The following is a 20,407-nucleotide window of genomic DNA, read 5'->3' as shown; positions in this document are numbered from 1 at the left end:
GACCCCAGCCATGCTGCGGGCATCGCCTGGATGGTGGAGCCCCTGGCCCAGGCGGCGGTGGCCGCCGGCGCCGACGGCCTGATGATCGAAGTCCACAACGACCCCGCCCACGCCAAGTGCGACGGCGCCCAAAGCCTCACCCCGGACCAGTTCGCCGTTCTGATGGGCAAGATCGGCCCCGAGGCCGTATTTTTTGGCAAAACCTTAAATTAAACGAACCAGCAGCGTGGGCCCGGCAGTAAAATTACTGCCGGGCCCACGCTGCTGGTTCGTGCACTCCTTTCTTGCCTTCTTTGGAAAAATCGCTGTCCTTTTTTACAACATTTTGTGTACTATTTTTATAGAAAGCTTTGAGAAAATTTGATATCATTGTAAAAGAAACTGAGCGATAATATCTAATTATCTACGGTTTTTCTTTTTTAAACAGATTTAGGGGGTCAAAAGAATGCCCATTGATCAAAAGCAATTTATTTCACAGTTTGCGCAGCAGATCCTGGATGGTCGTACATCCCTTTTTCTTGGTGCTGGCGGCTCCCGTGATGCAGGTTATCCAGGATGGATGGATTTGTTTAAACCATTTGGAAAAGAACTTGATATTCCTGTTGATGAAAACACAGATTATTACAAGCTTGCACAGTATTATACCAACAACTTCGGCCAGGCGATGCTTCGGCAAAAAATCAACGAACGTATTAACCGAAACCAATTTAAAAGCCCTTTATTGGACGAACTCGCCGATATTGGTTTCAGCAATATATGGACTACGAACTTCGATAATGCAGTTGAACTTAATTATCAGAAACGCGGGGCTTTGATTAATAAAGTATTTAAGGATGTGGACTTTTCCAATGTTGACCTAAATAAACGTGTCAATATTTTCAAAATGAATGGCGATGTAACCAACTTGGACGGCATTATCGCCACACAAAGCGACTATGAAGCATATACCGACAGCCACCGTATCATGCTGATGTTTTTTAAGCGGGAACTTATCTCTAATACCTTTTTGTTTATTGGCTACAGTTTTAAAGATCACCTTGTTTTGGATTGCTTAAGCGAGATTTCAAGATATTTGGGCGGCACATCAAATTACCATTACACCATTATGAAAGACGATAAAGAAGACCCTTATTTCAGATATTTTGTAGACGATATAGAACAGCGCTATCACATCCGGGTGCTTTTGGTGGATAAGTTTGAGGATATTCCCGCGGTGTTGGCGAAATTAAATGAACGCGTCAGGGATAAACGCGTGTTTATCTCCGGAGCATTCAGTTCTTATGCAAAGAAAACGGAAGAATACTCTCATAATTTTTCTCGATATGCTACTTCGGCACTGCTTGGATTTGATTACCGTATCGTTAATGGGATCGGCAGACGGTTTGGAACACATCTCATTGGTTATGCCAATGAATATTTGGCTAAAGAAGGCGTGAAGGATATCGAGCGGCATTTGATCGTCAGACCTTTTGTGGGAAGAGAAGAGGGCTCGACTCAGAAGAAAAGGCTGGAACGGCAACGTATAATTGGTCAATGTGGTGCTGCAATTTTTCTTTTTGGTGAACATGGGGCGAATAAAAAGGCCCCAAAAAGCGGGGTAATGGAGGAGTTTGAAATTGCTCGCGATCAGCACAAAACCATTATCCCTATTGCTTATCCCGGCATGGTATCCGAGACCATATGGCGGCAAGTCAAGCAGAATTTAACGCAGTACCCTTATTTGGAAGGGAAAATAGATCTGCTTGTTTCTGACTACCCACTTGACAAACTCTCAAAGCTTCTTGTTCAAATACTGGATTCTGTATTATTGTCCAAGCAGTGACTTACCAAGATGCACATAACATTTTCCAACAACCAAAGTTCCCGGTAATCCACGCTAAGGTTCAACTGCGTTTCAGAAAACAGCCGTTCAAAAATTCGATGTACCAGCTCCATTACCGGGCTATGTGGCAGGACTGCTGAATGGATGATAGTAAGATAAGCAGCATAAAGCAGTGAAATTCTGCTGTTCAGATTGGCGCAGTCGACTTTCTGATAACTGCGCAAAATCGCATTGGCTGCCGATATAAAGACGGGTGTTGCCAGAACATCTGAAATTCGCTTACAGGAGCAATTTTCCAATAAATCCGAACTGATTTTGCAGGCAATGTGGTTGCATATTTCCCGGGTTCCTGAGCCTCTGTCCACTTCCTTGAAAATGATTTTTTTCACCCATTGCAGCTCCGTGGGTATCTCTTCCAGAGATAGTTCGTACAAAACAGGAAAAACCGTTACATCGCCACGCAAAAACCTATCTCTGATGATAAAAAATTCTTCCATGGCGCAAGGCGATGACGCAGTGTTTTTGCTAATTACGATACAGGCATATGCAGAAGATCCTGCACCTTCCTCCAAATTCTTTTTTCGTCGGTTATCGCCTAAAAGCAGAGCTTGCCGATCATACCAAGTATTTATACCATAATTTTTAAGATGGTACACAAGCGGCTCGGCAATTGTATAACGATCTTCTGCGGCAAAACCTACAAATAATTGGTGTGAACAACTTTTCACTGCCTTTTTGTTTCTCCTTATTTTAATTTACGGAAGTGAGGATAATTAGATATTATCCTCACTTCTATCTCCCACCCCTCGGCAGGGGCGTTCTTCCGTGAGCGCCCCTGCTTTCTTTATCCTCTGCTTCTAACTTTTTGGGGCCCTTCGAACTCCTCCCTGACCTTTTTCGCTGCTCCCCAAACCCAAAAACTCTTTTTCCTACGGCTCTGTTCACAATCCATGCCTTTTTCCCACCCAAAATCGTGGTATAATAACTGCAAAGCACCCATTTTGCCCCCCATGCCCTATTTCCCGGGCAACCCGGGCGCAATGCATCGCCACAGCATTTCCGATCGTTTATCCATTCCATTCATCGAGAGGAGGCGCATACCATGCCGCGCCGCGTATGCACGTTTGCCGTGGCTCACACCGATCTGTCGGGCCAGCCCTTCAACAATGCCGGGCGCACCCTGCGGGTGCTGGCCCCCAATAACCTGGGGGGCTGCGGGCTGTACGTGAAATTCAGCAACTATTACTCTGACCGGCCGGTCTGGGTAGGCAACGCCACCGTGGCCCTGGCGGACCCGCTGGGCAACCTTTTGCCCGGCACCCTGCGCCCTCTCACGGTGCACGGGGATTCCAGCTTTGCCCTGGTGCCCCGCCGCGACGTATACTCCGACCGGGTGGACCTTGCGGTAAAACCCGGCCAGACCATTGCCGTCAGCCTGTACTATCCCCTGCCGGACAGGGTGGTCTCGGGCAATTTTGTCAGCATCTTCGCCACCCGCTCGGTCAAGGGTGACTGGTGCGCCGAGCCGGAGCTCCCCAAAGCCCGCATCCTGAGCAGCCTTTCCCGCACCGTGCTCCCCTGGGATATTACCAGCGCCACCACCACCCTGTCCGAGATTCTGGTAGAGCAGCCAAGCGAGGCCGCCGCCCCCTGCGTGGTGGCCGCCTTCGGCGATTCCATCATGCAGCAGGGCGCCTGGCTCACCCCCTTCACCCAGCGGCTTTACAAGGCTTACCCCGGCCGGGTAAGCGTGTGCAATCTGGGCATCGGCGGCAACCGGCTGCTGCACGGCGCGCCCGCCGCCACTAAAGGCATGTACGGCCACGCGGGGGTCGAGCGCTTTCGCTACGACCTTTTGCCGGTGGAGGGGCTCACCCATGCCATTCTGGCGCTGGGCACCAACGACATCGGCCTGCCCGGCAAGGACGGCGCGCCCGAGGGCGAGCTCATCACGCTGATGGATTATCAGGCCGCCCTTGAGCCCATGGTGGATACGCTGCGCCGCCGGGGGATAAAGGTATTCGCGGGCCTTTTGCTTCCCCGCGAGATCAATCATATCTACACCGAACAGCGCGAGGGCCTGCGCCTTGCCATCAACCAATGGCTGGCGGGCTGCGGCCTGTTCGACGCAGTGCTGGACCTGGGCGCTCCCATCGCGGCGCCCGACGGCCCCGGCATGAAAAAGGAATACGCCCTGCCGGATGGGCTGCACCCCAATAAGCTCGGGGGGCAAAAGATCGCCCAGGGCATCGACCTTGGCCTGTTTGCACCGGGGGGTGACCGTTCTTGAGCCCTCCTTTTTCCTTTCGTTCCTGGCATAAGCTGGACAATACCGCCCATCTGTTCCCGGTGACCGCCAATCGCAAAACCCCCAATGTGTTCCGGCTCACGGCCATTCTGACCCAGCCGGTGGACCCTGCCCTTCTGCAGCGGGCCGCCGCCGAGGTGCTGCCTTATTTCCCCGCCTTTAATGTGCGGCTGCGCCACGGGCTGTTCTGGAATTACCTGGAAACCAACGACACGCCGGTCCCCGTGCGGCCCGAAACACAGAGCCCCTGCCGTTATCTGGACCCGCTGGAAACCGGGCGGTACCTGTTCCGCATCCTGTATTTCAAAAACCGGGTGCACCTGGAAACCTTTCATATTTTGACCGACGGTACCGGCGCCCTGCGCTTTTTAAAAGCCCTGTGCTACCGCTACTGGCAGCTGGCCCGCCCCGAGCTGGACGACGGGCGCCTGTACGGCCTGGAGGGCGCGGGCAACCTGCAGGACTGTTACCTCAAATACACCCGCCCCGCCGAAAAGAGCACGTATAGGGAACCCACCGCCTATCACCTGCACGCGCCCACGCGCACCGCGGGGGATGTAGGGGTGGTAACCCTGCTCATGCCGGCCTCCGGCCTCAAAGAGCTTTGCCGCGCCCAAAACGCCACGGTAGGCGTTTATCTCACCGCCGCGCTGCTGGCCGCCGCCCGCGAGGAATACATGTCCGCCGGGGGCTCCAAAAAGCCGCTGAACGCCTTTGTTCCGGTCAACCTGCGCCGCATTTTTGGGGGCGAAACCTCGCTGAACTTTTTCTCCGGCTTCACGGTGAGCGTTCCCTTTGGCCCAGGCCCCGCCGATTTCAGCGCCCTTTTGGCCGAGACCTCCCGCCAGTTTGCCGAAAAGTGCACCGAGGCCGCCTTTGCGGAAAAACTGGCCTATACCTCCCGTGGGCAGCTCAATCCCTTTGCCCGGGTGCTCCCTCTGCCGGTAAAGAACGCCGCGCTGCGGGCCATCTACGAGCGCTCGAATCACGGCGCCAGCTTTACCTTTTCAAATCTGGGGCCCGTGCCGGTGGACGCACCGTTTTCAGGTTGTTTTTCCGGCTTCCGCTTTTTGCTCTCGCCCGGCCGGGGCGAGCCGGTGAAATGCTCGGCCTGCACCTACGGCGGCACACTGGCTTTAAGCTTTACGGGCGTTTTGCAGGAAAACCGGCTGGCACGCCATGTGGCGCGTTTTTTGGCAGGCCAGGGTCTGCCGGTTACAGTGGAAAGCAATGGTGATGCTGATGAAACGATGTGAACAGTGCGGCGTGCAGGTAAACGGCCCTGGCAAGCTGTGCCCGCTGTGCGGCGCCCCTCTTTCGGGCGAGGGTGGGGGCCAAGCCGTCTATCCCGCCGTAGGGTTTGGCCGCGGTTACCACTTTGTCAAGCGGCTGCTGCTCTTTTTGTCCATCATGGCTGTGATTGTGTGCGCGGTGGTAAATCTTGCCACCATGCCGAACTTCTGGTGGTGGGCCATCGTGGCCACGGCGCTTGCCTACGCCTGGGCCGTGGGCAGCCACAGCCTGCGGCGGGGCGGCAACGGCGGAGGCAGGGTGCTGGTGCAGGTGGTGGCCGCCGCCGCGCTGGTGCTGCTGCTGGATTTCGAGACCGGCTGGCGCGGCTGGTCGGTGGATTTTGTGCTGCCTGCCATCTGTGGCGTGGGCATTGCGGCCATCCTGGTGCTCATCCTGTGCAATCTCACCAACTGGGCGCAGTATGTGCTGTATCAGGTGGCGCTCGCCTTGCTGGGCTTTGTGCCCATCGCGCTGTATTTTTTCCATGTCTCCCACGTGTTCTGGGCCGCCTCGATCCCTGCCGTTATGGCCCTGGCCAGCCTGGTGGCGCTGTTTTTGTTCGGTGACCGCAGCATCAAGAACGAATTTGTGCGCCGGCTGCATTTGTAAGCGGCGCGCCGGTCCATACTATATAAGGTATAAGGGGAACCGTTTTCTGTGCTCACCGCGGTCCGCCGGGCGCATTTGTATCTCCGGCCGGCGGCGCGGCGAGCCAGGCCCCGGCCACATTCCCTGCAACGAAAAGGAGTTCTGCCATGAAAGCCCGCATTCATCCCGCAGCCCCCGTCGCCCTGGTGTGGAATTTCACCCCCGAAACCTCTGGCTGGCCCGCGCTGGCCGCCGCCTGCAAGGAGGCCGGTCTCGAACTTAGGCAGGTGGGCAGCGCCGAGGCCGGGGTGAGCGTGGGCCGCCTGTGCGGCATCCCCGGTTCCCCCGACGCCGCCCTGCTTTTGCACCTGGATCCGGACGCCTATCCCCCCGCGCTGATTCTTTACGGCCTGGCCGAGCCTGCTCTCGACCGGCTGCTCGCCGCCCTGCGCGGGGGCGGGGTGCGCCTGCCGCTCAAGGCAGTGGTCACCCCCACCAACCAAAAGTGGCCGCTGTGCGAATTGCTGGCCGAGCTGACCGCCGAGCGGCAGGCGCTGGAAAAACCAGGCAGTTGACACCCGCCCGGCCGCGGCGGCTGGCCGTTTTGGGGCCTTTGGAACCAAAATGTCATATTTTATAGCCTTTTGAACATTGACAAACATCTATCATCTTTATATAATAATCATGCTGCCCGCCGTTTGAGAGCGGGCCGTGGATACGTGAAATGTTTGAGAGGAGTACGACACAATGAAAAAAGTTTTAGCATTGGTCATGGTCCTGGCTCTGGCTCTGAGCTTTGTCGCTTGCGGCGGCGGCTCTGCCACGGTCAAGACCGGTCTGGCTATCGTTTCCGGCACTTCCCCCAAAGACGCCACCGCCGATGAGGCAGGCCTCGCCCAGGTCGACAGCACCGTCGCCGCCGTCCTGGTGGACGCCAACGGCAAGATCGTTGCCTGCAAGCTGGACGTTGCCCAGAACAAGATCCCCGTGGCCGCCGACGGCACCTTCGACATGAACCTCACCTTCCAGTCCAAGCAGGAGCTGAAGGAAGGCTACAACATGAAGGGCGCCTCCCCCATCGGCAAAGAGTGGTACGAGCAGGCTGACGCCTTCGCCGCCTACGTGATCGGCAAGACCGCCGCTGAGGTGGAAGCCATTGCTGTGGCCGGCGATCACAGCGGCCCCGACGTGGCCGACCTGGCCGCCACCTGCACCATGAACGTGGTGGACTTCAAGGCCGCCATCGTGGAAGCCTGCAACAACGCGCAGGATCTGGGCGCCAAGGCCACCGATACCCTGGGCCTGGGCCTCTCCACCGAGATGAGCTCCTCCTCCAAGGCTCCTGATGCTGACGGCGACGGCCTGGTTCAGGCCGACACCACCTACGCCGCTGTGACCTACGGCAAGGACGGCAAGATCACCAGCGCCCGCGTGAACGCCACCCAGGCCAAGTTCGACGTCACCGCCGAGGGCAAAGTGACCGCCAAGGGCGAGATCGTGCCCAAGATGGAGCAGAAGGACGCCTACAACATGAAGGGCGCTTCCCCCATCGGCAAAGAGTGGTTCGAGCAGGCTGGCGCCTTCGAGGCTTACGCTGTGGGCAAGACCGCTGCCGAACTGGCCGCGCTGCCCGCTGGTGGCCACACCACCGAGCCCGCCGCCGACCTGGCTGCTACCTGCACCATGGACATTGCTGCGTTTACCGACGCGATCAGCCGCGCTGCTGCGTAAGTAAATTCCGCACGCGGATCACACCTGCATCAAAAAAGGGCTGGGCTTCGTGCCCGGCCCTTTTTTCTGATTCTCTCACAAAGGAGTTTTGCACATGGCAAAACGCATCGTCGCCGCCCTTCTCTGCCTGGGGCTGTGCCTCGGCCTTTTCACCGGGTGCGCCTCCGGGCAGGACCCCGCCATGAAAGGCTGGGAAAAGTACACCGCCTCCTGGTTTGATGTATTCGACACCGCCACCACCGTGATCGGCTACGCGGAGAGCCAGCAGGAGTGGGATCGCCAGATGAACGCCCTCCATGAGGATCTGCGCCAGTACCACCAGCTCTACGATATTTACAACCGCTATTCCGGCGTCACAAACCTGCGGGACGTAAACGAGCAGGCCGGTGCGGGGCCGGTCAGCGTGGACGCGCGCATCCTTTCCATGCTGGCGGAAGCCCAGGAGATGTACACGGTCACCCAGGGCAAGATGAACATCGCCTTCGGCTCCGTGCTGCGGCTGTGGCACAACTACCGCGAGGCGGCCGAGAGCGATCCCGCCGCGGCCCAGCTGCCGCCTATGGCCCAGCTGCAGGCCGCCGGTGAGCACTGCTCCATCAGCGATCTTATCCTCGACCAGGCGTCCGGCACCGTCGCCTTCGCCGACCCCGGGCTTCAGCTCGACGTGGGCAGCGTGGGCAAGGGCTACGCGGTGGAGATGGCCGCCCAGGCCGCCCAGGCCCGGGGGCTGAAAAGCGCCATCATCAGCGTGGGGGGCAACCTGCGCAGCATCGGTCATAAGCCGGACGGCAGCCTGTGGAGCGGCGGCATCCAAAACCCCTGGACCGCGGCCGACCTTCAGCTCGGGCAGGCGGACCCTTATCTCTGCGCGGTGGAACTGCAGGATATGTCGCTTGTCACCAGCGGCAATTATCAGCGCTATTACACGGTGGACGGCAAGCGCTATCATCACCTGATCGATCCCGACACCCTCATGCCCGCCGATCACTTCTCCGCCGTGGCCGTGCTGGGCCCGGACTCGGGCCTTGCCGACTGCCTCTCCACCGGGCTTTTCTGCATGGAGCTCGAAGAGGGCCGGGCCCTGGTGGAAAGCCTGGACGGGGTCGAGGCCATGTGGATGCTCCCGGACCAAAGCATCGTCTATTCCTCGGGCTTTGAACAGCATATAAAAAAATGACCGTCAGGGTTAGAGTTTCGACCTGCTTGTTCATACATTATATACAGAGAGGGGGCCTCGCCTTTGAAAAAACAAACGCCGCGCATGGCCCGGGGCCTCACGCTCGTTTTGTGCGTTCTGGCCGGTTTCTCCCTGCTGTTGATCCTCTGTCTTTTGATCATCAGCCCCGCCCGTTCCACCCTGCCCCAGGCAGGTCTCAACTTCGGCCAGGTAGAACCCCTCCCCCAGGGCTGGCAGCTCCTGGGGGAAGACGGGCAGTGGTCCGAACCGCGGGTCCTTCCTTCCCGGCTGCAAACCCGGCAGGGCGAGGCCGTGCTGCGCATCGCCCTGCCGCACGCCGTCCCTGCCGGAACAGTGCTCTCCCTCCACAACCAATACCAATCCGTGGAGGTGCTGGATCCTGCCGGCCGGCGGCTTTTCGAGTACGGGTTCACCGGCGCGCCGCCCTTCGGCCGGCTGCTGGCAAACCGCCTGTGCATGGTCGAGCTGCCCGCGCTGGAAGCGGGGCAGTCGGTCACCGTGCGCCTGGTGTCGCCCTACGGCGGCCGCGTCGCTCTATCTTCCATGGCGCTGGGTTCCAACGGCGCCCTGCTCATGGCCCAGCTCAGCGCCGGCCGGGGCACGCTTTTGGTCACGGCTGCACTGGTGCTGTTGAGCCTTTGCATGTTCACCGTCTTTTTCACGGATCGGCTGCGGGGCCGGGGGCGCCGCAACGGTGGCCTTTTGTGCCACGCCGGGCTCTTGTGCCTGCTCAGCGCGGTGTGGCTGTTCACCGATTCCTCCCTCAGCCAGCTGTTTTTTCATGACCCCGTGGTCATCTGCCTGCTCTCCTTCTTTTCTTTCATGCTGCTGCCTGTCTTTTTTCTGGGCTGTATCCACACGCTGTGCGGCAGCCATACCCGCCTGGTGCGCCTGCTTCAAGCGGCGCTGCTGGCAAATCTGGTGGGCCAGGGCCTTTTTCAGGCGGCGGGCGTGTTGGATCTGCCGCAGATGCTGCCCGCCACCCACGCCTTACTCGCCGTCAGCGTTCTCACCGGGCTGTACGTGTTGGTCGCCCGCCTCCGGCAGGTGCGCTCCCCCTTCCTGCTCTGGCTCACAGCCATTTATGGGCTCGTGGCGGTCGCGGGGCTCGCCGCGCTGGTGGACTTTTATCTGCGCCCCTATACCGACAACAGCCGCCTGTTCCGCGTGGGGCTGTACCTGGGGCTGGGTCTTTTGGCGCTCCTGGGGCTGCGGCAGCTGCTTTCCCTTGTGCGCACCAGCCGCCAGGCCCATATCTGGCACCGGCTGGCGCTGATAGATCCGCTCACCGGTCTCGGCAGCCGCGCCGCGCTGGAAGAAGCGCTGGACGCTCCCTTTCGCGGGCCGGGCCTTGTCTTCGTGATGGATCTGAACAACCTGAAGCTTGTAAACGACACCTTGGGGCATGCGGCGGGTGACGAGCTGCTGCGCGCGGCGGCCGGCTGTGTGCGCCAGACCTTCGAGCCCCTGGGGAAATGCTTCCGCATGGGGGGCGACGAGTTCGTCGCGCTGCTGCATGGCTGCCAGATCGACCCGCGGCGGCTGGATGAACAGCTTGCGGGCGTGCTGCAGGCCTACAATGCACAGCAGGTGTTGGCCGTCTCCCTGGCCCGGGGCTGGGCGGAATATCCCTCTCTGCCCCAAGGCGATGCGGATCTGCGGCAGGCCTTGCGGCTCGCCGACCAGGCCATGTACGCCGATAAGCAGCGTTACCGCCGGCACACCGCCGCTCTGGCGCGCCGGGCGCAGGAACCCCCGCAATAAAAGCAAACCGGCCGCCGGGCCTTTAAAAGCCCGGCGGCCGGTTTTTGCTTTATTCCACGGTGGAAAGCAGGATCCGGTCGTTGGTGAGCGCCTTGCCCGCCCCCTCCCGGAACTTGGCAAGCAGGTCCTCCACCGTCATCCCTTCCCGCTCGGGGCCCTTTACGTCCAGCACGATGCGCCCGGCATCCATCATCAGGGTGCGGTTGCCAAGGCTCAGGGCGCTCTGCATGTTGTGGGTGATCATCAGGCAGGTCAGGCCGTGCTCGGCCACGATCTCGGTGGTGAGCGCCAGCACCTTTTCGGCCGTGGCCGGGTCCAGCGCGGCGGTGTGCTCGTCCAGCAGCAAAAGCTTTGGCGGCACCAGCGTGGCCATCAAAAGGGTCAGGGCCTGCCGCTGCCCGCCCGAGAGCAGGCCCACCGGCTGGTCCATCCGGTCCTCCAGCCCCAGCCCCAGCCGGGCCAGCCGCTCTTTAAAATACGCCCTGTCCCTGGCGCTCACCCGCGAAAAACCGGCGCCGCGCTTTGCGGTGCGCAGGTAGGCCAGCGCCAGGTTCTCCTCAATGGTCATGTGGGGCGCGGTGCCCCGCAGCGGGTCCTGGAACAGCCGCCCGATCATCCGGCTGCGCCTGTGCTCGGGCAAAAAGGTGATGTCCTGCCCGTCCAGGGTCACGCTGCCCTCGTCCGGCCAAAAGCCGCCGGCGATCGCTCCGAACAGGGTCGATTTCCCCGCCCCGTTGGAACCCACGATCGCCGCAAAGTCGCCCGCCTCCAGCTCCAGGTCGATGTGCTGCAGCGCCCGCTTCTCGTTCACGGTGCCGGGCGCGAAGGTCTTGCACACGTTTTGCAGCTTCAGCATTTGTCCGCGCCCCCTTTCCCGCCGCGCGCCGCCGCGCGCTTGCGCCGTTTCAGCCACACCCAGCCGGCCAGCGCGGGGTAGCTGATGGCCAGCGCCACGATCACGGCGCTCACCAGCTTCATGTTGCTGGGCGAGGCGCTGTTTTTCAGCGCCAGCACCATCAGGATGCGATACAGGATCGCCCCCAGGATCGCGCCCGCCACGCCGCGCACAACGCCCCCCCGGCGCAGCACCACCTCGCCGATGATCAGGCTCGCCAGCCCGATCACCACCACCCCGGTGCCCAGGCTCACGCTGCTGGACATCTGGTACTGGGCCAGCACCGCGCCAGCCAGGGCCGTGCAGCCGTTCGCCAGGCACAGCCCCACCGTGATGGTGAACGCCGGGTCGATCGAGCTGGCGGCCACCATATCCCGGTTGTCGCCGGTGGCCCGGATCGACAGCCCCAATTGCGTCTTGAGAAACAGGATCAGCAGCACCGCCGCCGCAAGCGTGATCAGCGCCACGGTCACAAGCTTGCCGTACGCGGCGCCGAACACCGCCTGGGTGTAGGTAAAGATCGTGTCCACCTTCAGCAGCGGCAGGTCCGCCCGGCCGCCCATGGCCCACAGGTTGATGGTGTACAGCCCGGTCATGGTAATGATGCCCGCCAAAATAGCCTGCACCTTCATGCGGGTGTGCAGAAAGGCGGTCACGAACCCCGCCGCCATGCCCGCCAGCATCCCCGCGAAAAGGCCCAGTATCGGGCGGCCCTGGGTGGCACAGGTGGCCGACACGGCACACCCCAGCACAAACGAGCCGTCGGTGGTAAGGTCCGCGATATCCAAAATGCGGTACGACAGATAGAGCGCCAGCGCCACCAGCGCGTAAATAAAGCCCTGTTCCACCGCGCCCTGCATCAGCATCAGCATAAAAAGCGATCTTCCTTTCTTAAAACCCTCCACAGCGGGCGCGCGGGCGGGCCGTCTCTGCGGCGGCCCGCCCATTGCCCGATCCTCTTACTCTACGGCCACGTAGCCCTCGCCCCCGTCGAACACGTCCGGGTCGATGCCCAGGGCCTTCGCGGTGGTGGTGTTCACGGTCACGATCCCGTCGTTCAGCACCTGCACCGGCATGGCGGCCGGGTCCTGTTTGTTGTACAGCACGTCGAACACCATCTGCGCGGTCATCTCGCCCAGGCGGGTGTAGTTCACGCCCGTGGTGGCAAGGCCGCCGTCCCGCACCATGCTGTCGGCGGCGGTGTACACCGGCACGCCCGCCTTGACGGCCTCGTCGGCCAAAACGCTCATGGCGCTGGCCACCGTGTTGTCGATGGGCACAAAGATCGCCTCGGCCCCCTCACTGATCAGCTTCTGGGCCGCCATCTGCACCTCGCCGGGGGTGGTCACGGTGCTCTCCACATACCCGATCTCCCTTGCGTCCAGGTTGGGCTTTAGCTTGTCGATGGTGGCCACGCTGTTGGGCTCGCCCAGGTTGTAGATCAGGCCCAGCTTCTTCAGTTCGGGGTTTTGGGCGGTGGCGAGCTTCAGAATCAGGTCGGTGTCGATGTAATCAGAGGTCCCGGTGATCAAGCCGCCGGGGGCGTCCATGCTCTCCACCAGCTGGGCCGCCACCGGGTCGGTCACCGCGCTGAACACCAGCGGGATATCGGTGCCCTGGGTGGCCGCCGCCGCGCTGGTGGCCGCCGGCGTGGCGATGGGAACGATCAGGTCCACCTTGTCGGCCACGAACAGGCTGCAGATGTCGTTGATGGTGGGCGCGTCGCCCTGGCCGTTTTTCACGATCACATTCAGCTTTACCCCGGTGGTATTGGCCAGGAGCTCCAGCTCCCTCTGCAAAGCCTCGCAGATCTCGTCCAAGCTCGAGTGCTGGGTATATTGCACAATGCCGATGGTAAAGTCGGCTTCGGCCGGGGCCGCGCCGCCCGAAGCCGCAGGCCCGGAGGCCGGGGTCGGGCCGCCGCAGGCGGCCAGGGCAAGGGCGGCAGCGGTCACGGTGCAAAGCATTTTTTTCAGTTTCATAACTGGTACCTCATTTCAGTTCAAAGGGTGGATGGCGGGCAAGGTTCTCAACGCCATCGGCGCCATCGTGTGGAAAACTGGTTCTGCCTGATGTGAACTGTGGGCCGCATTTCCGGCGCCTCCCTTCCTCCTGATAAAACAAAAAGACCTGTCCCTTGTATCGTACAAGGGCAGGTCCTGAATCAGCGTTCAAAACTTGCGGTGCCACCTTGCTTGCCCCTCTGTTCAAAAGGGGGCCGCTCATGAGGGCGCTGACACGCCCCGCGCTCTGTAACGGGAGTTCCCGGCGCAGCTACTGGGGCCCAAAGCCCGTTCACCTTGCCCTTGGCGGCCCATTTGTCTGCCCCGCTCTCCGCCCGTTTCCACCCTCCGGGCTCTCTATCGGCGCGCTGTGCAGTTTTATCTCCGCCTCATCGGTTTAACGTTATTAAACCACAAGCCGCCCCGCTTGTCAAGCAAAACTTTTTACCAAATTAAAGCGTCAAAGCCAGGCGGTTTGCACAAAATCGGGTTGCATGCCGCGGCGTTTTTACAGCGCCGGGTATTTTTCCCCGTTCTTTACCGTTTTGTCCTCCACAGCTTTGGCCAGGTCGATCTCAAAATGCCCGCAGATCCGGCACAAATACCAAAACACATCGGCCAATTCTTCCCGCAAATGCTCAAATTCTTTCGGGTCCTGCCGGATCTCATCCACTTTGTCCGAGTGCGTCCACATAAATATCTCAGCAAGCTCGGCCGCTTCCACCGTGAGAGCCATCACCAGATCCTTGGCGTTCTGGTCTTTATACCAGCCCCGTGTATCCGAAAAATCCTGAATGTGCTTTTTCAATTCGCTCACGGTTACAGTCTCATCGTTCAAGTCCTGTTTCCTCCTTGCGCCCCTTCTTTTTGCCGGGGCCTCTTTCTTCGCCCTTTATTCCCGGTCTTCTGCCGCCGTCAGCCCGCCGCACAGCGCCAGGATCTTTTGTTCCAGCGCCTCGGCGGCGCCCGGCTCTGCGTATTTCAGGCTGTGCCCCGTGCCCGGCACGATCAGGCAGGGGATGCCCCGCCCGGCGCAAAAGGCCTGCAGCGCCTCTGCGGTCATAAACCGGTCCTGGGTGCCGATCACCATTCCCGCCACCCGCGAGGTTTCGCGGATGCAGTCCAGGGTCTCGGGCAGCGGCGTGAGATACAGCTGGTGGACGGGCATTCCCCACTCCTCTTCCAGCCGGCCCGCGCACACGGTCCCCAGGCTTTTCGAAACAAACACGGTCTGCCGGTAGGCGTGGCGGTCGATCCCCCCGAGCTGCTCCAAAACAAGGGGCCTCACCCGCCCGGCCGCCTCTTCCAGGCCCGCCAGCTCGGCAAAGGGCACAGCCGAAAAATCCAGCCGCACCACCTCGTACCCGGCCTTCAAAAAGTGCTCCGCGATCTTTTGCATCAGGGGCTCGCCGCAGGTATACCCCGTTCCGGGGAACAGCACCGCCAGTTTCTTTTCCACTTTCCTCTCCCCTTTCTCTTTGCGGCCCTCGGCCGCACGGCTCAAAGGCTTTGCAGGTAGGCCGCCGGGCCGCTCTCGTACAGGTCGCCCCCCACCGGGTCCAGCACCACGGTCAGGGGCATGTCCCGCACGGTCAGGCGGCGCACCGCCTCACACCCCAGGTCCGGCCAGGCCACCAGCTCCGCCTGCCGGATGCTGGCGGCCAGCAGTGCGCCCGCGCCGCCCAGTGCCGCCAGATACACCGCGCCGCACTCCTTCACGGCCCGCTTCACCGCCTCGCTCCGCGCCCCTTTGCCGATCATCACCAGCTGCCCCAGCCGGATCAGCCGGGGGCTGTAGGCGTCCATGCGGCCGCTGGTGGTAGGGCCCGCCGAGCCCACCACCTGGCCCGGGCGCCCGGGCGTGGGCCCCACATAGTACACCGCGCTGCCCAAAAGCGGAAAGGGCGGCTCGCCGCCCGCGTCCAGCAGCTCCATCATGCGTTTGTGGGCCGCGTCCCGGGCGGTGTACACCGTGCCCGAAAGCAGCACCGTGTCGCCCGCGCGCAGGGCCGCCAGGTCCTGCCGGGCGCAGGGGGTGGAAAGAATATGCTGCATGATTTTCTCCTTGCCGCGATCACGGGGCAGGCGCGCGATCGCTCGTATCATATTTTTTCGCGTTTGTCAATCGCTTTGCACAAGTGCAGGGTCTTTTTGCGCAAGTGCAGGGTTTTCGCCTTCCGCGTCGCGTATCAGGTATACGCAGGGCGGGCAAAATGTCCGCCGCGCCCAAAATGGGATGCCGGGCGGGCTTTCTTGCGAGCGCCGCGTATCAGGGTATACGCAAGACGAGCAAAAAGCCCGCCCGGCGCCCATTTTACAGTTCCGCCGTGGCCCGGCGGGTCGCATGGCAGCTAACATTCACCGCCACCGGCAGGCCCGCCACATGGGTGGGGGCCGTCTCAATGGCAAGGCCCAGGGCCGTTGTGGCCCCGCCGAAGCCCTGTGGGCCGGTGCCCAGGGCATTCACGCCCGCCAAAAGGCGGGCTTCCATTTCCGCGTAATAGGGGTCCGGGTTCGGCGCGGCCAGGGGGCGCAGCAGGGCTTTTTTTGCCAGGCAGGCCACCTTGTCAAAGCTGCCGCCAATGCCCACGCCCAGCACCATGGGTGGGCAGGGGTTCGGGCCGGCAAGGCGCGCCGTTTCCAGCACAAAGCGCTCCACGCCCTCGGCGCCGTCGCTGGGCTTCAGCATGGCAAGGCGGCTCATGTTCTCGCTGCCAAAGCCCTTGGGGGCCACCGTAATGCGCAGGCCGCTGCCCGGCACCAGGCGCAGCGTCAGGGCCGCGGGGGTGTTGTCGCCGGTGTTGGCGCGGCGCAGGGGGTCGGCCACAATGCTCTTGCGCAGAAAGCCCTCGCCGTAGCCCCGGCGCACCCCCTCGTTCACCGCGGCCTCAAAATCGCCCGCAATATGCACCTCCTGGCCCAGCTCCACAAACACACAGGCCATGCCGGTGTCCTGGCAGATGGGCAGGTCCTGTTCCAGCGCAAGGTCCAGGTTGCGGCGCAAAAGGCCCAAAGTCTCCCGGGCCAGGGGCCAGGGCTCGGTTTTCTGCGCCTTTTCCAGCGCGGCCTGCACATCCGGGGGCAAGTGGTTGTTGGCCCGCACGCACAGGGCGGCCACGGCCTCGGTCACCGCCTGGGCTTTGATCTCCCTCACAGCCAGGCCACCCCGCTCTCGCGCGCGGCAGCGGCCACTGCGGCCGCCACCGCATCTGCCACGCGCAGGTCAAAGGCGCCGGGAATGATGTAATCCTCCCGCAGCTCCTCCGCGCTCACCAGCCCCGCAATAGCCCGGGCCGCGGCCACCTTCATGGCGCTGTTGATGCTGCGGGCGCGCACCGCCAGCGCGCCCTTGAACACGCCCGGAAACGCCAGCACATTGTTGATCTGATTTGCAAAGTCGCTGCGGCCGGTGCCCACCACCCGCACGCCCGCAGCCCTGGCCTCATCCGGCAGAATTTCCGGGGTGGGGTTGGCCATGGCGAACACCACCGCGTCCTCCGCCATGGCCGCCGCCATTTCCGGCTTCAATGCCCCCGGCACCGAAACGCCGATGAATACATCCGCACCCTGCACCGCCTCGGCCAAGCCGCCGGTGAGGCGCCGGGGGTTGGTCTCGGCGGCAAGGGCCGCCTTGTGCCCCGCAAGGCCCGCCGGCCGGCCGGGGTACAAAATACCGTGCTCGTCCACTGCGGTCACATCCACCGCGCCCGCGGCAGCCAGCATGTGAACGATAGCCGTACCCGCTGCCCCGGGGCCGTTCAGCACGATCCTCACCTGGTCCAGCTGTTTTCCCACCAGCCGCAGCGCATTCAGCAGCGCCGCCGTCACCACGATGGCGGTGCCGTGCTGGTCGTCGTGGAACACCGGGATGTCCAGCCGTTCCTCCAGCACCCGCTCGATCTCAAAGCATTCCGGGCTGCGGATGTCCTCCAAATTTATCCCGCCGAAGCCCGGGGCAATCAGTTCCACCGCCCGGATCACCTCAGCCGGGTCCTTGGTGTCCAGGCAGATGGGGAAAGCGTCCACCCCGCCGAACTCTTTGAACAGGATCGCCTTGCCCTCCATCACCGGCAGGGCCGCCTTGGGCCCAATATCCCCCAGCCCCAGCACCGCCGTGCCGTTGGTCACCACTGCTACCAAATTACCCTTGGCGGTGTAATCGTACACAGCGCTTTCGCTTTGATGGATGCGCCGGCAGGGTTCCGCCACGCCCGGCGTATACGCGGTGGAAAGGTCGTCCCGGCATTTTACCGGCACCTTGCTTTTCACCTCCAGCTTGCCCTTATGCGCGGCATGCAGTTCCAGCGCCGCCTTGTTATAATCCATTCCCATTCTTTTCCCCTTTCCCGAAAAGGCCTTGCCTGTGGCCTGTAATACCTCGATTATACTGAAATTCGCTGGTATTTTCCAGCGCATTCCCAGTATAAAAATCAAAAATATATACCTTTTGTATATATTTAAAGACAGATTTGTGAATTTTTCTTTCAAACCATCCCTCTTGGCCTGTTTGAGTGGTATAATGGGGGCTGATCTTGCGCGGCGGTATTTGCCGCGTTCTTTAGGAGGAACAAATATTTTGAAACAGACCATGATCCGTATCTGCGCCCTCGCGGCCACTGTGGCCCTGGCCGCCGGCCTTGCCGCCTGCGGCGGCGCCGCTTCTTCCGGCAGCGCCGCCTCTTCCCCTGCCTCCGGCTCCACCAGTGAGCCCTCTTCGGGCGGCAGCGCGCTGGACTACAGCAAGGGCATCACCGACGACGGCTTTTGGGAGGGCGTGAAAGCGCTCGATTACATCACTCTGCCCGAATACAAGGGCGTTGCGATCCCCGCCGACGAGATCGCCCCCTCCGCCGAGGACATCCAGAAATTGAAGGACAGCCTGGTGGAGTCCTTCGGCGAAAAGACCAAAATCACCGACCGCGCCGTGGAAGACGGCGACCAGGTAAACATCGACTACGTGGGCAGCGTGGACGGGGTCGAATTCACCGGCGGTTCCACCGGCGGTGCCGGCACCACCGTCACCGCGGGCGCCGCCAATTACATCGACGATTTCCTGACCCAGATCATCGGCCACAAGCCCGGCGAGACCATGAACGTGGTGGTCACCTTCCCCGAGGGCTACAACGACTCCACCGACAAGGACGGCAACACTCTGGAGCTGCAAAACAAGGAGGCCGTGTTCGTCACCACCATCAACTACATCGAGGGCGAGATGGAATACCCCGAGCTCACCGACGCCTTCATCGCCGAAAACCTGAAGGCCGATTACGGCTGGTCCACCCTGGCCGAGCTGGACGCCGCCGTGGAACAGCAGGTGCAGGAGAACAACAAATACAACTGGCTGCTCAGCTACCTCACCGAGAACGCCGCGATCACCGAGGTACCCCAGAGCATCATCGACACCATGGTGGAAATGAACATTGCCAGCGTGACCGGCAGCGCCGCCCAGAACGGCATGGACCTGGCCACCTTCCTGCCCCTGATGGGCTTTGAAAGCGAGGATGCCTTCCGCACCGAGATGGCCGGTCAGGCCGAAGAGACCGCCCGCCAGCTGCTGATCTTCCAGGCCATCGCCGAGTCCGAGGGCATGGGTGTCAGCGACGACGACGTCACCGAGACCTTCGGCGAGCAGGGCGGCACCCTGGTCGAGTTTTACGGCAAGGGCTACCTGAAAATGCAGATGCTCATGGGCAACATCCAGGACTTTCTCATGGCCCAAAACTAAACTCTCATAAAAAACAGCAGCGCGCCCGCGGAACAAGGTTTTGTAAACCGTTCCGCGGGCGCGCTTTTTACTGTTCTGGCCTGGCCCTGCCGGCGTGGCCGGTGCGCTAGCCCTCTTCCAGGCCCTGCAAGCGGCGCAGATCGTACGGGGTGTTCTGGTAAACGTAATAGTTCAGCCAGTTGGTGTACAGCAAAAAGGCGTGGGCCCGCCAGCGGTAGAGCGGCTCGCGGGCCGGGTCGTCCTGCGGGTAATAATTTTTCGGCGGCCCAATGGGCAGCCCCTTTGCCGCGTCCCGCCGGTATTCGGCGTCCAGGGTGAGCTTTTCGTATTCCGGGTGGCCGGTCACAAAGATCTGGCGGCCGCTCTCGGTGCTCATCAGGTAGATCCCCGCCTCGTCGCTCTCGGCCAGCACCCGCAGCGCGCCGCAGGCGTCCACCTGGTCCCGGCGCACGCCGGTGTGGCGGGAATGGGGCGCCCAGAACACCTCGTCGAAGCCCCGCACCAGGGGATTTGCCGGCCGCAGCACCCGGTGCCGGAACACGCCGAACATCTTTTGGGGCAGCAGCTCCTTTTCAATGCCGAAATGGTGGTACAGCGCGGCCTGGGCCCCCCAGCACACGTGCAGGGTGGAAAACACATTGGTCTTGGAAAATTCCAGGATGCGGCACAGCTCGGGCCAGTAATCCACCGCCTCAAAGGGCAGCTGCTCCACCGGCGCACCGGTGATGATCATGCCGTCAAACCGCTGGCCGCACACCTCGTCAAAGGTCTTGTAAAAGGCCTCCATGTGCCCGCCGGGCACATGGGTCGCCTCGTGGCTGGCGGTGTGCAGAAGGGTCAGCTGCACCTGCAGCGGGCTGTTGGCCAAAAGGCGCGCCAGCTGGGTCTCGGTGGCGATCTTGGTGGGCATCAGGTTGAGCGCCAGAATGCGCAGCGGCCGGATCTGCTGGGTTTCGGCCCGGCGCTTGTGCATCACAAACACGTTTTCCTTGCCCAGCTCGGCATAGGCGGGCAGGGTCTTCGGCAGGATCAAGGGCATGGCGTTCCTCCCCTTCCATGGGTTTTACCGGCGCGGGGCCG

19 protein-coding genes and 1 pseudogene are annotated in these 20,407 nt (G+C 61.4%); 10 read left to right on the top strand and 10 right to left on the bottom strand.

Annotated features, from left to right (window positions below; genetic code table 11):
- Window positions 1-213, top strand: a pseudogene (locus ACMLHZ_RS10760) (3-deoxy-7-phosphoheptulonate synthase); the annotation flags it as partial.
- Window positions 214-445: 232 nt separating this feature from the next.
- A complete protein-coding gene (locus tag ACMLHZ_RS10755; protein WP_418667723.1) occupies window positions 446-1,822 on the top strand; it encodes an SIR2 family protein in 1,377 nt (458 codons plus the stop codon).
- Here ACMLHZ_RS10755 and ACMLHZ_RS10750 read toward each other — a convergent pair.
- On the bottom strand, window positions 1,786-2,550 hold the full coding sequence (locus ACMLHZ_RS10750; RefSeq protein WP_418667722.1) for a toll/interleukin-1 receptor domain-containing protein: 765 nt from the start codon (window positions 2,548-2,550) through the stop codon (window positions 1,786-1,788). The two genes, ACMLHZ_RS10755 and ACMLHZ_RS10750, sit on opposite strands and share 37 nt — an antisense overlap.
- A 374-nt stretch (window positions 2,551-2,924) precedes the next feature.
- Between ACMLHZ_RS10750 and ACMLHZ_RS10745 the strand changes: the two genes are divergently transcribed.
- The 7 genes from ACMLHZ_RS10745 to ACMLHZ_RS10715 all read left to right on the top strand — a co-directional run bounded on the left by ACMLHZ_RS10745 (window position 2,925) and on the right by ACMLHZ_RS10715 (window position 10,704).
- Window positions 2,925-4,112: a GDSL-type esterase/lipase family protein gene (locus ACMLHZ_RS10745; protein ID WP_418667721.1), complete on the top strand. Its 1,188-nt coding sequence runs from the start codon at window positions 2,925-2,927 to the stop codon at window positions 4,110-4,112.
- A complete protein-coding gene (locus ACMLHZ_RS10740) occupies window positions 4,109-5,386 on the top strand; it encodes a hypothetical protein (RefSeq protein WP_418667720.1) in 1,278 nt (425 codons plus the stop codon). Before ACMLHZ_RS10745 ends, ACMLHZ_RS10740 begins: the two co-directional genes overlap by 4 nt.
- Entirely contained in the window at window positions 5,373-6,032 is a 660-nt protein-coding gene (locus tag ACMLHZ_RS10735) for a DUF6320 domain-containing protein (protein WP_418667719.1), read from the top strand. The genes ACMLHZ_RS10740 and ACMLHZ_RS10735 overlap by 14 nt, the downstream gene beginning before the upstream one ends.
- A gap of 146 nt (window positions 6,033-6,178) precedes the next feature.
- Window positions 6,179-6,586: a DUF3783 domain-containing protein gene (locus ACMLHZ_RS10730; RefSeq protein ID WP_418667718.1), complete on the top strand. Its 408-nt coding sequence runs from the start codon at window positions 6,179-6,181 to the stop codon at window positions 6,584-6,586.
- Window positions 6,587-6,758: 172 nt separating this feature from the next.
- Window positions 6,759-7,742: a hypothetical protein gene (locus ACMLHZ_RS10725; RefSeq protein ID WP_418667717.1), complete on the top strand. Its 984-nt coding sequence runs from the start codon at window positions 6,759-6,761 to the stop codon at window positions 7,740-7,742.
- Between the two features lie 94 nt (window positions 7,743-7,836).
- The gene (locus ACMLHZ_RS10720; protein WP_418667716.1) at window positions 7,837-8,919 is read left to right on the top strand and encodes an FAD:protein FMN transferase; all 1,083 of its coding nucleotides are present in this window, start codon (window positions 7,837-7,839) and stop codon (window positions 8,917-8,919) included.
- Between the two features lie 63 nt (window positions 8,920-8,982).
- Window positions 8,983-10,704: a GGDEF domain-containing protein gene (locus ACMLHZ_RS10715; protein WP_418667715.1), complete on the top strand. Its 1,722-nt coding sequence runs from the start codon at window positions 8,983-8,985 to the stop codon at window positions 10,702-10,704.
- A 49-nt stretch (window positions 10,705-10,753) separates the two neighbouring features.
- On the opposite strand, the gene ACMLHZ_RS10710 is transcribed toward ACMLHZ_RS10715, so the two are convergent.
- The 8 genes from ACMLHZ_RS10710 to ACMLHZ_RS10675 form a co-directional block, all read right to left on the bottom strand.
- Window positions 10,754-11,560, bottom strand: a complete 807-nt coding sequence (locus ACMLHZ_RS10710; RefSeq protein ID WP_418667714.1) for an ABC transporter ATP-binding protein — start codon at window positions 11,558-11,560, stop codon at window positions 10,754-10,756.
- Window positions 11,554-12,471, bottom strand: a complete 918-nt coding sequence (locus ACMLHZ_RS10705; protein WP_418667713.1) for an ABC transporter permease — start codon at window positions 12,469-12,471, stop codon at window positions 11,554-11,556. The genes ACMLHZ_RS10710 and ACMLHZ_RS10705 overlap by 7 nt, the downstream gene beginning before the upstream one ends.
- A gap of 87 nt (window positions 12,472-12,558) precedes the next feature.
- Entirely contained in the window at window positions 12,559-13,581 is a 1,023-nt protein-coding gene (locus ACMLHZ_RS10700; RefSeq protein WP_418667712.1) for an ABC transporter substrate-binding protein, read from the bottom strand.
- Window positions 13,582-14,110: 529 nt separating this feature from the next.
- Window positions 14,111-14,440 carry a nucleotide pyrophosphohydrolase gene (locus ACMLHZ_RS10695; RefSeq protein WP_418667711.1) on the bottom strand — a complete coding sequence of 110 codons (330 nt, stop codon included), beginning with the start codon at window positions 14,438-14,440 and terminating at the stop codon, window positions 14,111-14,113.
- A 54-nt stretch (window positions 14,441-14,494) separates the two neighbouring features.
- Window positions 14,495-15,061, bottom strand: a complete 567-nt coding sequence (locus tag ACMLHZ_RS10690) for a hypothetical protein (protein WP_418667710.1) — start codon at window positions 15,059-15,061, stop codon at window positions 14,495-14,497.
- Between the two features lie 41 nt (window positions 15,062-15,102).
- Window positions 15,103-15,657 carry a FumA C-terminus/TtdB family hydratase beta subunit gene (locus tag ACMLHZ_RS10685; protein ID WP_418667709.1) on the bottom strand — a complete coding sequence of 185 codons (555 nt, stop codon included), beginning with the start codon at window positions 15,655-15,657 and terminating at the stop codon, window positions 15,103-15,105.
- Window positions 15,658-15,916: 259 nt separating this feature from the next.
- Complete coding sequence (locus ACMLHZ_RS10680) at window positions 15,917-16,756, bottom strand: fumarate hydratase (RefSeq protein WP_418667708.1); 840 nt, start codon at window positions 16,754-16,756, stop codon at window positions 15,917-15,919.
- The gene (locus tag ACMLHZ_RS10675; protein ID WP_418667707.1) at window positions 16,753-17,928 is read right to left on the bottom strand and encodes an NAD(P)-dependent malic enzyme; all 1,176 of its coding nucleotides are present in this window, start codon (window positions 17,926-17,928) and stop codon (window positions 16,753-16,755) included. Before ACMLHZ_RS10675 ends, ACMLHZ_RS10680 begins: the two co-directional genes overlap by 4 nt.
- A 250-nt stretch (window positions 17,929-18,178) precedes the next feature.
- On the opposite strand from ACMLHZ_RS10675, the gene ACMLHZ_RS10670 reads away from it, so the two are divergent.
- Entirely contained in the window at window positions 18,179-19,327 is a 1,149-nt protein-coding gene (locus tag ACMLHZ_RS10670; RefSeq protein ID WP_418667706.1) for an FKBP-type peptidyl-prolyl cis-trans isomerase, read from the top strand.
- A 106-nt stretch (window positions 19,328-19,433) separates the two neighbouring features.
- Here ACMLHZ_RS10670 and metA read toward each other — a convergent pair whose 3' ends face one another.
- Window positions 19,434-20,366, bottom strand: coding sequence for a homoserine O-acetyltransferase MetA (metA, locus tag ACMLHZ_RS10665; RefSeq protein WP_418667705.1), 933 nt, complete (start codon window positions 20,364-20,366; stop codon window positions 19,434-19,436).
- Window positions 20,367-20,407 lie beyond the last annotated feature (41 nt).

This window comes from Allofournierella sp. (genome assembly GCF_048388525.1).
In the GTDB taxonomy this organism is placed as follows: domain Bacteria; phylum Bacillota; class Clostridia; order Oscillospirales; family Ruminococcaceae; genus BQOK01.
This window is presented reverse-complemented; position numbering and strand designations above follow the sequence as displayed.

What these genes read in the sequence shown, in the direction of transcription:
- ACMLHZ_RS10735 (WP_418667719.1), top strand. Translation starts at nt 5,373, where the DNA reads ATGAAACGATGTGAACAGTGCGGCGTGCAGGTAAACGGCCCTGGCAAG.
- ACMLHZ_RS10700 (WP_418667712.1), bottom strand. Translation starts at nt 13,581, where the DNA reads ATGAAACTGAAAAAAATGCTTTGCACCGTGACCGCTGCCGCCCTTGCC.
- metA (WP_418667705.1), bottom strand. Translation starts at nt 20,366, where the DNA reads ATGCCCTTGATCCTGCCGAAGACCCTGCCCGCCTATGCCGAGCTGGGC.
- ACMLHZ_RS10730 (WP_418667718.1), top strand. Translation starts at nt 6,179, where the DNA reads ATGAAAGCCCGCATTCATCCCGCAGCCCCCGTCGCCCTGGTGTGGAAT.
- ACMLHZ_RS10745 (WP_418667721.1), top strand. Translation starts at nt 2,925, where the DNA reads ATGCCGCGCCGCGTATGCACGTTTGCCGTGGCTCACACCGATCTGTCG.
- ACMLHZ_RS10725 (WP_418667717.1), top strand. Translation starts at nt 6,759, where the DNA reads ATGAAAAAAGTTTTAGCATTGGTCATGGTCCTGGCTCTGGCTCTGAGC.
- ACMLHZ_RS10675 (WP_418667707.1), bottom strand. Translation starts at nt 17,928, where the DNA reads ATGGATTATAACAAGGCGGCGCTGGAACTGCATGCCGCGCATAAGGGC.
- ACMLHZ_RS10710 (WP_418667714.1), bottom strand. Translation starts at nt 11,560, where the DNA reads ATGCTGAAGCTGCAAAACGTGTGCAAGACCTTCGCGCCCGGCACCGTG.
- ACMLHZ_RS10755 (WP_418667723.1), top strand. Translation starts at nt 446, where the DNA reads ATGCCCATTGATCAAAAGCAATTTATTTCACAGTTTGCGCAGCAGATC.
- ACMLHZ_RS10705 (WP_418667713.1), bottom strand. Translation starts at nt 12,471, where the DNA reads ATGCTGATGCTGATGCAGGGCGCGGTGGAACAGGGCTTTATTTACGCG.
- ACMLHZ_RS10720 (WP_418667716.1), top strand. Translation starts at nt 7,837, where the DNA reads ATGGCAAAACGCATCGTCGCCGCCCTTCTCTGCCTGGGGCTGTGCCTC.
- ACMLHZ_RS10685 (WP_418667709.1), bottom strand. Translation starts at nt 15,657, where the DNA reads ATGCAGCATATTCTTTCCACCCCCTGCGCCCGGCAGGACCTGGCGGCC.